Annotated in this window: 3 protein-coding genes; all 3 read right to left on the minus strand. The window is 74.0% G+C overall.

The features are described from left to right. Positions 1 to 6,013: type I polyketide synthase (locus BIV25_RS53945; RefSeq protein ID WP_256257207.1), on the minus strand; the 6,013-nt coding region annotated here is incomplete at its 3' end. A gap of 292 nt (positions 6,014 to 6,305) precedes the next feature. Next, positions 6,306 to 7,166, minus strand: coding sequence for a 1,4-dihydroxy-6-naphthoate synthase (locus BIV25_RS45070; protein ID WP_071378410.1), 861 nt, complete (start codon positions 7,164 to 7,166; stop codon positions 6,306 to 6,308). A gap of 121 nt (positions 7,167 to 7,287) precedes the next feature. Further along, positions 7,288 to 12,096 carry an SDR family NAD(P)-dependent oxidoreductase gene (locus BIV25_RS45075; RefSeq protein ID WP_143076830.1) on the minus strand — a complete coding sequence of 1,603 codons (4,809 nt, stop codon included), beginning with the start codon at positions 12,094 to 12,096 and terminating at the stop codon, positions 7,288 to 7,290. Positions 12,097 to 12,140: the final 44 nt, after the last annotated feature.

Genomic DNA, 12,140 nt, shown 5'->3' on the forward strand with positions numbered 1-12,140 from the left:
CCAGACCACCCTGACGACCGAACTCCACGAAGGCAGCGGGAGTTGACATCACGGTGACGCCTGCGACAAGGGCCTTCGAGCACTCGCCCGCGCGCAGGGACTGGGCCGCCAGGTGCAGGGCGACGAGGGAGGAGGAGCAGGCGGTGTCGACCGTGACGGCAGGCCCCTCAAGACCCAGCACGTACGACACCCGGCCCGACGCCACACTCGCCGCGTTACCCGTACCGACATACCCGCCGAAGTCACCCTCCGACATACCCAACAACGCCGGATAATCCTGACCGTTCGTCCCCGCGAACACACCCGTACGACTCCCCCGCAACGACCGAGGATCAACCCCCGCCCGCTCCACCGCCTCCCACGACACCTCCAACAACAACCGCTGCTGCGGATCCATCGCCAACGCCTCACGCGGCGACACACCGAAAAACTCCGCATCAAACCCACCCACACCCGACAGGAACCCACCCTGCCGGACGAACCCAGGGGCCGTGCCGGTGCCGTTCAGGTCGTCGAATGCGGTGAGGTTGTCCCAGCCGCGGTCGGTGGGGAAGTCGCCGATGGCGTCCTCGCCCTGGAGGAGGAGTTCCCAGAACTGTTCCGGGGTCTCGACGCCGCCCGGGAAGCGGCAGCCCATGCCGATGATCGCGAGGGGATCGTCGGCGAGGGCGGCGGGCTCGGAGAGGCTGCCGGCGGTGGTGTCCGCCTGTGTGAACGGGCCTGTGGCCGGGGCGAGTTCGGTCAGGAGGAGTTCGGTGACGGCTTCGAGTGTGGGGTGGTCGAAGACCAGGGTCGCGGGCAGACGTATGCCGGTCGCGTGGCTGAGGGAGTTGCGCAGTTCCAGCGCGGTCAGGGAATCGAGGCCCAGCTGGGTGAACGGCGTGTCGGGGCGGATCCGAGTGTCGGAAGCGTGCCCGAGCACACCGGCCAGAGTGGTCCGCACGAGGGTGTTCACCGCTTCCCGGCGGCCGGACTCGGGCAGAGCGAGGAGACCGAGCGGGGAGGCGGCGGGACGTGTCGCGGCCTCGCGCAGAGTGCGGCGGCCCGTGAGGGAACGCAGCAACGGGGGCAGCCGGTCGGCGGCCCGGCGCAGTGCGGCGCGGTCCAGACGGAGCGGAAGCGGGGGGCCGGCGGTGTGGGGCAGGGCACGGTCGAAGAGGGCGAGGGCGTCGTCGGTGGGCAGCGCGCCGATGCCGTTGCGAGTGGCGCGGTCCTGCGCGGCGTCGGCAAGGCCGCTGGTCATGGCGCTGTCGGCCGCCCACAGGCCCCAGGCTATGGACACCGCCGGGCGCCCGTCCGCGCGCAGTCGGGTGGCGAAGGCGTCGAGGAAGGCGTTCGCGGCGACGTAGTTGCCCTGTCCGGGGCCCGCGAAGGTGGCGGCGGCCGAGGAGTACAGCACGAAGGCCGACAGATCGAGGTGCCGGGTGAGGTCGTGGAGGTGGACCGCCGCGTCGATCTTGGTTCGCAGCACCGAGGCGAGTCGCTCGGGGGTGAGGGAGGTCACGACGCCGTCGTCCAGCGTGCCGGCGGCGTGGACCACGGCGCCGAGCGGGTGCTCGGGCGAGATGTCGCGCAGGACGTCGGCGAGAGCGTCGCGGTCGGCCACGTCGCAACTCACGACGGTGGCGCGGGCGCCGAGGGCGGCGAGTTCGTCGACCAACTCGGCCGCGCCCGGTGTCTGCGGGCCGCGCCGGGTGACGAGCAGCAGGTGCCGTACGCCGTGCCGGGTCACCAGGTGACGGACGGTGGCGGAGCCCACGGTGCCGGTGCCGCCCGTGACGAGTACGGTCCGGTCCTCGGAGAAGGCGGGGATGTCGGGTGTGGTGGGTCCTTGCCCGGAGTCCGTGACCAGGACGAGTCTCGGTGCGAGCAACTGCCCGTCACGCAGGGCGAGTTCGTCGCTCTCGCAGCGTGCCGCGGCGCTCAGCTGGTCCTCGGTGGGGGTCGCGTCGCTGTCGAGGAGGAGGAACCGCCCAGGATTCTCCGACGCGGCCGACTTCAGCAGCCCGCGCACGGTCGCGGCGGGCAGGTCGGTGGCGGTCTCGCCGGGGTGCGCGGCGACCGCACCACGCGTGAGCAGCAGCAGACGTGACCGGTCGGCACGAGCGTCGGTGAGCCACTGCTGAACGAGGGAGAGCGCTCGCTGCGCCGCGGCGTGCGTGTCGGGTACGAGTCCGCCGTCGCTGCCGCTGTGACCCGTGGTCCAGGGCACGACGACCAGGTCGGCGTGCGGGGCGTCCGAGGTGGTTTCCGAGGCAGCTGACAGGACGGCCTGGAGTTCGTCCGGGCTCCACTGGACCATGGTCCCGACCGGCTCCCTCTCGCTGCCGGCCTCGGCAGCGGTCCAGGTGACGGAGTAGAGGTCGCTGCCGCGGCCCCGGACGGAGCCGGGCATCCGGTCCGTGTCGAAGGGCAGGACGGTGACCGTCGAAGCGGTCAGGACGGGGGCGCCGGTGACGTCGAGCAGGCGGAGTTCGCATTCCGTCGTCGAGCGCGGAACGATGTGCACACGCACGCTCGCGGCGGAACGCGCGTGCAGGGTGAGCCCGGACCAGCTCACGAGACGCGGCACGGGCCGGTCGGCTGCCGTGAGCATGAGCAGGGCGCAGTCCAGGAGGGCGGGGTGCACGGCGAACCTGGCGGCCTCGGCCTCCGCCGTCTCCGGCAGGGCGGCCTCGGCGAAGACCTCGTCTCCCAGGCGCCAGGCTGCCTTCAGTACCCGTGAGCCGGGAAGGTCGAGTTCGGCGTACGCCTCGTCCAGGTCGACCGGCACGGCGCCCTGCGGCGGCCAGGCCATGGCAGCGGCATCGACCTCGGCGTGAGGTTCCTTACCGGTCGGAACCTCGATGCCGCCGACCAGCGCGCCGTGGGCGTGGCGGGTCCAGGGCTGGGCGTCGTCGGACGGGCCGGCGTCCGGCTCGTACGGCCGTGCGTACAGGGCGAAGGTCCAGCGCTGCTCGCCCGGTACCGCCTCGGTGACCGTCTGGACCTCGATGTCCCCGGTCGTGGGGAGCGGCAGCGGCGCGTCGACGCGCAGTTCGGCGAGGTGATGGGCGCCGAGGGTGCGTCCGGTGTGGAGGGCCAGGTCGGTGAGGACGGAGGCCGCCACGAGGGAGCCGCCGCCGGTGGCGAGGTCGCCGAGCCAGGGCTGGGTGCGCGGGGAGAGACGTCCGGTGGCCACCACGGTGGTGGAGTCGGCGAGGCCGATCCCGTCCGAGAGCAGCGAGTGTTCTCCTCGGCTTCCGGTGCGGTCCGCGACGGGATCGAGCCAGTAGCGCTGCCGCTGGAAGGGGTACGTGGGCAGCTGCGACCACCCGTACGTGTCGGGCAGGAGTACGTTCCAGTCGACGGGCCTGCCGGACGCGTGCAGCGCGGCCAGCGCCGCCACCGCCGTCCGGGGCTCGTCCCGGTCCTTGCGGAGCGTCGGAACGAACAGAGCGTCTTCGCCGCCGTCTCCGAGAGCGGTGCGGGCGAGGGCGGTGAGGGTGCCGTCGGGTCCGATCTCCAGGAAACGCGTCACACCCTCGGCGACGAGCGCAGCCACGCCATCGGCGAAGCGAACGGCCTCGCGGACGTGCCGCACCCAGTACTCGGCCGACGCCAACTCGCCGTCCGCAGCAAGCTGTCCGGTCACGTTCGAGACGACCGGGATCGACGGTGCGCCGTAACTGATGCCCTCCGCGACCCGGCGGAACGCGTCGAGCATCGGCTCCATCAACGGGGAGTGGAAGGCGTGCGAGACCCGCAGACGCGACGCGCGCCGACCCCGGGCCTTCAGCTCTTCGGCGACCTCGACGACGGCAGCCTCGGCACCGGCGATCACGATCGCGCGGGGGCCGTTGACCGCGGCGATCGACACCTCGCCTGCGCGTGCCTCCAGCAGAGGCAGCACCTCGTCCTCGGCGGCCTCCACCGCGACCATCACACCACCGGCCGGCAGCTCCTGCATGAGCCGGCCACGGGCCACGACCAGAGCACAGGCGTCCTCCAGCGACAACACACCCGCCACATGCGCAGCAGCGACCTCACCGATCGAATGCCCGATCAGGACGTCAGGACGCACCCCGAACGACTCCACCAGACGGAACAACGCCACCTCGACCGCGAACAACGCGGGCTGCGTCCACTCCGTACGACCCAGCCGCTCCGCATCATCCCCGAAGACGACATCACGCAACTCGCCGCCCACGTACGCGCACACCGCGTCGAAGGCATCCGCGAACACCGGGAAGGCTTCGTACAGTTCACGGCCCATCCCCAACCGCTGCGCACCCTGACCCGAGAACAGGAACGCCGTCTTGCCGCCGCGTCGGGCGGTCGCGGTCATGACGTCGGGCGATGTGCCGTTGTCAGCAAGGGTGTTGAGGCCCTCGGCGAGGGTGTCGCGGTCGGTGCCGAGGACGACGGCGCGGTGTTCGAACAGGGAGCGGCCGTGGGTCAGGGTGCGGGCGACGGCGCGGTCGTCGGTGTCCGGGTGTGTGGCGAGGTGGTCGAGCAGGGTGGTGGCCTGGGCCCTCAGGGCGTCGGCCGTGCGGGCGGAGAGGGTCCAGGGGATGACCGGCGGCGGTGTGGGTTCGGCGGCCGGGGCGGTGTCTTCCGGTTCCGTCGCGTCGGTCGGGTCGGTATCGGTCGGCGGGGTCTCTTCCAGGATGACGTGGGCGTTGGTGCCGGAGACACCGAACGCGGAGACGCCCGCGCGGCGGGGCCGGTCGACGGGCGGCCAGGCGACCGGCTCGGTGAGGAGGCGTACGTTGCCCTCGGTCCAGTCGACCTTGGTCGTGGGGGCGTCGACGTGCAGGGTGCGGGGCAGCCGGGCGTGGCGCAGGGCCATGACCATCTTGATGATTCCGCCGACTCCGGCGGCAGCCTGGGTGTGGCCGATGTTGGACTTGAGGGACCCGAGCCAGAGCGGGCGGTCGGCGGCGCGGTCCTGGCCGTAGGTCGCCAGGAGTGCCTGGGCCTCGATGGGGTCGCCGAGCGAGGTGCCGGTGCCGTGCGCCTCGACGGCGTCGACGTCGGCCGGGGCGAGCCCGGCGGAGGCCAGTGCCTGGCGGATGACGCGCTGTTGGGAGGGGCCGTTGGGGGCGGTGAGGCCGCTGCTCGCGCCGTCCTGGTTGACGGCGGAGCCGCGGACGACCGCGAGCACCGGGTGGCCGTTGCGGCGGGCGTCGGAGAGGCGTTCGAGGAGCAGGACGCCCGCGCCCTCGCCCCAGCCGGTGCCGTCGGTGGTGTCGGCGAAGGACTTGCAGCGGCCGTCGGGCGCGAGTCCGCGCTGTCGGCTGAACTCCAGGAAGGTGACCGGGGTCGACATGAAGGCGACGCCGCCCGCGAGGGCGAGGTCGCACTCGCCCTGTCGCAGGGACTGCACCGCGAGGTGGAGGGCGACGAGGGAGGAGGAGCAGGCGGTGTCCACCGTGACGGCGGGGCCCTCGAAGCCGAAGGTGTAGGAGATGCGGCCCGAGGCGATGCTCGCGGCGCTGCCGTTGCCGAGGTGGCCCTCGACGCCGGGGGGCGGCTCGGGGAACCGGGTGGCGTAGTCGTTGTACATGACTCCGGCGAACACGCCGGTGGCGCTGCCGCGCAGGTCGGCCGGGCGCAGGCCGGCGCGCTCCAGGGACTCCCAGACGGTTTCGAGGAGGAGGCGCTGCTGCGGGTCGGTGGCGAGGGCCTCGCGCGGTGACATGCCGAAGAAGGCCGGGTCGAAGTCGGCGGCGTCGTGGAGGAAGCCGCCTTCCCGGGTGTAGCAGGTGCCGGCGTGGGCGGGGTCGGGGTCGTAGAGGGCGTCGAGGTCCCAGCCTCGGTCGTCCGGGAAGGCGGAGATGCCGTCGGTGCCCGTGTCGACAAGGTGCCACAGGTCCTCGGGGGTGGTGACCCCGCCGGGGTAGCGGCAGCTCATGGACACGATGGCGATCGGTTCCGTGGCCCTGCCCTCGACCTGGCGCAGCCGGGCTCGGGTGCGCTGGAGGTCGGTGGAGACACGGGTCAGGAATTCGCGCAGCCTGTCCTCGCTCACGGAATCGGTCTCCCTTCGGCGGCGGGCGCGCTGGCTCGCCGTGGGGCGTGGGACATCGGGTTGGCCCCGGCACCACGGGGTGCCGGGGCCGGGTGAGGGGCGGGCGGGTCGCCCGGTGGCCTCGCGGGGACCGGCCGCGGCGCTCCCGGTGCCGGGCCGGTCCCCTGGGCCGATTATGGGAAGCGCGCCGCCTCTTTTTGGGCTGTGGGCGGGGGGCTCTAAGAGAACTTCTAGCCTTGCCGGGGCGGCTGGGAGCCCGGCTGTCGCCCGGGTCCGCGGCGGGTGCCGTCGTTCAGAGGTGGAGGATCGTGTCCAGTGCTCCGTCGGCGGCACGGGGCAGCAGGCCGAGTTCGGCCGAGCGGTCGAGGAGCGTGCGTACGGCGTCCAGGCCCTCGGTCCCGAGTTCGGCGGTGAACTCGTTGACGTACAGACCGATGTGCTGGTCGACGACGTCCGGCTCCATCTCCTGGGCGTGCTGGAGGACGTAGGCGCGGGAGGCGTCGGGGTCGCTCCAGGCGGCACGGACGGAGGCGCGGACGGCGTGGGTGAGGCTGCGCAGCACGGGTTCACCCAGGGAGCGGCGGGCGACGATGGCGCCGAGCGGGATGGGCAGGCCGGTGTGCTTCTCCCACTCCTCGCCCATGTCGGCCGCGCAGTGCAGGCCGTAGCGGCCGTAGGTGAACCGGGCTTCGTGGATGACGAGTCCTGCGTCGACGGCGCCGTCCCGGACGGCGGGCATGATCTCGTGGAAGGGCAGGACGACGACCTCGCCGACGCCGCCCGGTATGGCGTCGGCCGCCCACAGCCGGAACAGCAGGTAGGCCGTGGACGTCGTGCTGGGGACCGCGACGCGGGCGCCGGCGAGGGCGGCCGGTTCGGTGGGCTCGGCGACCAGGACGAGGGGGCCGCAGCCGCGGCCGAGTGCGCCGCCGCAGGGCAGCAGCGCGTAGTCGTCCAGGATGTGCGGCAGGACGCCGTAGGAGACCTTCAGGACGTCCAACTCGCCTTTCTGGGCGAGGCCGTTGGTGATGTCGATGTCGGCCAGGGTGAGGCGTGTCCCGGGGGCGTCGGGGAGCAGGCCCTCGGTCCAGGCGTGGAAGACGAACGTGTCGTTGGGGCAGGGCGAGTGCGCGAGGGTCAGCGGTGCCGTCATGGCGGATCCTTCCTTCGTGTCCGTGGTGGGGTGGCGGCGCCCTCGGCGCAGCGGTCGCCGGCACGAGGGCCCTGCCGACCGTCGGGAGGGGCAGGGCCCTGGGTGCGGGACGGGGTGCCGGTCAGGCGCCTCGGCCGGTCAGCCACGCGTCGGTGGCCTCGGCGGTGGAGCGGGCGTGGTCCTCCATCATCGTGAAGTGGTTGCCGGGGACGTCGAGGACGGTGTGGGCGCGGCGCCACGAGGTCTGCCACTCCTCGGGCCGCATCTCCTCACCGGGTTCCGCGGGTACGGGGGGCTCGCTGGAGCGCACCAGCAGCACGGGGCACTCCAGGGGGCCCGGTTCCCACTCCCCGATCATCGCGACGTACCAGCTCATCGCGGTGAGCCGGTCGGAGTCCATGTGCGCGAACAGGGACTCCCGTTCGAACATGCCGGCCAGCATCTGCTGGGAGAAGCGCAGGAACGGGGAGTCGGCGCGGGGCATGTAGGTGTCCAGCAGGACGACGGCGGACGGTGCGGCGCCGCGCTCCTGCATCCGCCGGGCGGCGGACAGGGCGAGGACACCGCCGGAGGACGAGCCGAGCAGGACCGGCGGAGTGTCTCCCACGGTGCGGTGTACGGCGTCGGCGTGCAGCTCGGCGATGGCGTCGTGGGTGGCCGGCAGCCGCTCTCCGGTGCCGAAGCCCTGGGTGGGCAACGCCCAGACGTCGCGCCGGCCGCGGAAGGCGGAGGCGAACCGGGCGTACTGGTGGACTCCGGCGAGGGCGACGTAGGAGCTGAAGCAGACCAGTGGCGCGGCACTGTCTCCGGCGGAAAGCCGGATCGCCCCGGGCAGGGCGGGCAGTTCGTCCGGTGCGGTGAAGGTGGGGCGCAGCTGTGCCGCCGCCTGGAGCAGGGTGAAGCCGTCGTCGACGCGGTCGTCGAGGCAGGCTTGCTTGAACAGTCCGCCGAGGGTGTCCTCGGCGCGGATCTCGGGCGTGCCCGCGGCCGGGCCCGGCCGGCCGGTGTCCTGGGCGGCCCGCTCGCCGAGCCTGCCGTGCAGATGGGCGGCGAGGGCTTCGGGTGAGGCGTGGTCGAACAGCAGGGTCGGCGCCAGTTTCAGGCCGGTGGCGGTGGCGAGGTGGTTGCGGAGTTCGACCACGGTGAGGGAGTCGAAGCCCTGCTCGGTGAAGAGCCGGTCGGGCTCCACCTCGTCCGCGCTCGCGTGTCCGAGCACGGTGGCGGCGAGGTCGCGCACCAGGCCGAGCAGCAGGGCGCGGCCCTCCTCGGGGGTACGGCCGGCCAGGAGCGACGGGGCGGCCGCCGCGGACGGGCCGGCCACGGTCCGGCGCCGCGACGGGGCGGCGGCCGGCCGCAGCATCGACCGGACCCCGGCACGGCCCGAGCCGGTGGCGACGGCGATCACCGCCGGGTCGGTGGTGGTGAGGGCGTCGTCGAGGAGGGCCAGGGCGTCCTCGGTGGCCAGGGGGCGCAGGCCGCCGCGGGCCAGTCGGCCGCGGTCCGCCTGGGACAGGCGGGCGGTCATGCCGCTGGAGTCGCCCCACAGCCCCCAGGCGACGGAGGCCGCGGGCAGGCCGAGTGAGCGCCTGAGGGCGGCCAGGCCGTCGAGGAAGGCGTTCGCCGCCGCGTAGTTGGCCTGGCCGGGGGCGCCGAAGGTGCCCGCCGCCGAGGAGAACAGCACGAACGCCGCGGGGTTGTGGGCCGTCGTGACGTGGTGCAGGTGCCAGGCTCCGTCCGCCTTCGGGCGCAGCACGGTGTCGAAGCGGGTGCCGTCGAGCGCGGTGAGGACGGCGTCGTCGGTGACACCGGCCGCGTGGATCACTCCGGTCAGCGGCGCATCGGCGGGCAGCAGGCGGAGCAGCCGCTCCACGTCGGCGAGTTCAGCGACGTCACAGGCCTCCAGTCGCACGCGGGCGCCGAGTTCGGTCAGTTCGGCGACGAGGGTGTCCGCGCTGTCGGCGGCGGCGCCGCGCCGTCCGGCGAGCAGCAGGGAGCGCACGCCGTGCCGGGTGACGAGGTGGCGGGCGACCGCCCGGCCGAGGGTACCGGTGGCGCCGGTGACGAGCACTGTTCCCGCGGCGAGGTCCGGCGTGGCGCCGGTGGCGGCGGGTGCGGCGTCGGGGTGCAGGACCCGTGCGGCGCGGACCGCGCTGTGCGGGCGCCCGGAGGCGATCGCGGCGGCCGATGCGGCCGCGTCGTCGCTCCCGGAGTCGCCGGACAGGTCCACCAGCTGGAAGCGGCCGGGGTGTTCGGCCTGCGCGGCTCGTACCAGGCCCCACAGGGCGGCACCGGTCACGTCCGGCAGGACCACGTCCGGGGTGTCGGTGTCGGGGCGGGCGGTCACCGCGGAGCGGGTGACGAACACCAGCCGGGCGTCGGCGTAACGCTCGTCGGCGAGCCAGCCGCACATCAGCTCGTGGGCGCGGGACAGCTGGCCGCGGACCGCCTCGGGCATGTGGTGGCCGTCGGGGTGGCGCGGCTCGGCGGCGACGATGACCACCTCGGGCATGGCCATGCCGGTGTCGACGGCCTTGCCGAGGGCTTCGAGGTCGGCGTAGGTCTCCAGGTGTACGCCGGCCGCGTCGAGGGCGGCGGCCACCCGGTCGTCGCCCTCGCCGAGAACGATCCAGCGCACCGTGCGCGCGGCGGGCGGCTCGGGGGCCGGGCGGCTCTCCTGCCAGTCAAGGCGCAGCAGTTCGGGCCGGTCCGGCTCGACGGCCGGGGCGGCGGACACCGTGCGCAGGGTGATCGCGTCGGCGGTGGCGACGGCCCGGCCGGTCGTGTCGGTGACCAGGACCCGGTAGCCGTGGTCGTGGTCGGCCGGGGTCAGCCGCGCCCGGAGCGCGGTCGCGCCGGTGGCGTGCACGGTCAGCCCGGTCCAGGCGAAGGGCAGCATGGGCGCCGCGGCCCCGTCGTCGTCCCGCCTGCCGGGCCGTGCCACCAGGAGTGTCTGGACGGCCGCGTCGAGCAGTGCCGGGTGCAGCACGTGCCGTGCGGCGTCCTGCCGGTACGGCTCTGGCAGCGCGACCTCGGCGTACATCTCGTCGCCGCGCTCCCAGACGGTGCCGAGGCCCTGGAAGCTCGGCCCGTAGGTGAAGCCGGCGGCGGCGAAGGCCTCGTAGGGGTCCCCCTCGGAGACGACGGAGGCGTTCGGCGGGGGCCAGGCGGTCAGGTCGTCGGCCGGTGCGGACGCGGGCTGCGGGGCGAGGGTGCCCTGGGCGTGCCGCTGCCAGTCCCCGTCGCCCGCCTCGGGCCGCGACCACACGGCGAAGCCACGCCGCCCCTGGTCGTCGGCGGCGTCGACGGTGACGTGGAGGTCCACGGCGCCCTCGGCGGGCACGACGAGCGGGCGGAGCAGGGTGAGCTCGCTCAGGTGGCCGCAGCCGGTGCGGTCGCCCACGTGCACGGCGAGGTCGAGATAGCCCGTGGCGGGCAGGATGACCTGGTCGAGGACGGTGTGGTCGGCGAGCCAGGGGTGGCTGCGCAGGGACAGCCGTCCGGTGAACAGGAGGTCGTCCGAGCCCGCGCGGGCGACCTCGGCCGAGAGGAACGGGTGCTCCGCCGCGCGCAGTCCGGCGGCGCCGATGTCACCGGCCGGTGCCACGGTCGGCAGCCAGAACCGCTGCCGCTGGAACGCGTAGGTGGGCAGGTGCGTGGTGCGGGCGCCGGGCAGGAGCGCCGCCCAGTCGAGGTCGGTGCCGTGTGCGAACAGTGTGCCGACGGCCCGGAGCAGGCACTCGGTCTCCGGCTTGTCCCGCAGGACGGCGGCCACGAGCACCGGCTCGTCCGCTGCGGCGGACTCCGCCCCGGTCAGGGCCGACTCGGCGAGTGTGGTGAGCGGGCCGTCCGGGCCGACCTCCAGGAAGCGGCGGGCGCCGAGGCCGTACAGCTGGGTCACGCAGTCGTGGAAGCGGACCGGCTCGCGCACGTGCCGTACCCAGTACTCGGGGTCGGTGAGCCGGCCCGTGTCCGCCGTCCGGCCGGTCAGGGCGGAGACGACGGGCAGGCTCGGCTCGGCGTAGGAGATACCGGCGGCGACGGCCCGGAAGTCGTCGAGCACCGGGTCCATCAGCGGCGAGTGGAAGGCGTGGCTGACCCGGAGCCGGGTGGTGCGCCGGCCGGCCGCCGCGAAGTGCTCGCAGATCCGGTCGACGGCCTCCCGCGTGCCGGAGACGACCGTCGCGGCGGGACCGTTGAGGGCGGCGATGCCGACTTCGTGCTCGTGTCCGGCGAGCAGCGGCAGCACCTCCTCCTCCCCGGCCCGGATCGACGCCATCGCCCCGCCGGACGGGAGCGCCTGCATGAGCCGGCCGCGGGCGGCGACCAGGGCGCAGGCGTCGTCGAGGGAGAACACGCCGGCGACGTGGGCGGCGGCGATCTCGCCGATGGAGTGGCCGGCGACGAAGTCCGGTCGCATGCCCCACGACTCCAGCAGCCGGTACAGGGCGACCTCGAAGGCGAACAGCGCGGGCTGCGCGTGCTCGGTGCGGTTCAGCGGTTCGGGGTCGTCGCCCAGGACCGCTTCGCGCAGTCCGGGAACGCGCTCGCACACGGCGTCGAAGGTGTGCGCGAACACCGGGTGGGCGGCGCGCAGTTCGCGGCCCATGCCCGGACGCTGGGCGCCCTGTCCGGTGAACAGGAAGGCCGTGCGGCCGGTGCCGCGGGCGGTGCCGGTGACCGTGCCGGGCAGCGGCGCGCCCTGGGCCAGCGCGGCCAGTTGGGCGGTGAGCCCGTCGCGGTCGGCGCTGACGAGGACGGCGCGCCCGGGGAACGGTGTCCGGGTGGTCGCCAGTGCCAACGCGGTGTCCGCGAGGGCGACTTCGGGGTGCTCCATGACGTGGTCGAGCAGCCGGGCGGCCTGGGCGCGCAGGGCGTCCCGGCTGCGTGCGGTGACGACCCAGGGCACCGCGGCCGACGGCGAGGCAGACACGGTGGGGACAGCGGGTTCGTCGGTGACGGCCTGCAGGATCACAT

The sequence above is a fragment of the Streptomyces sp. MUSC 14 genome, from assembly GCF_001866675.1.
In the GTDB taxonomy this organism is placed as follows: Bacteria; Actinomycetota; Actinomycetes; order Streptomycetales; family Streptomycetaceae; genus Streptomyces.

What these genes read in the sequence shown, in the direction of transcription:
- BIV25_RS45070 (WP_071378410.1), bottom strand. Translation starts at nt 7,166, where the DNA reads ATGACGGCACCGCTGACCCTCGCGCACTCGCCCTGCCCCAACGACACG.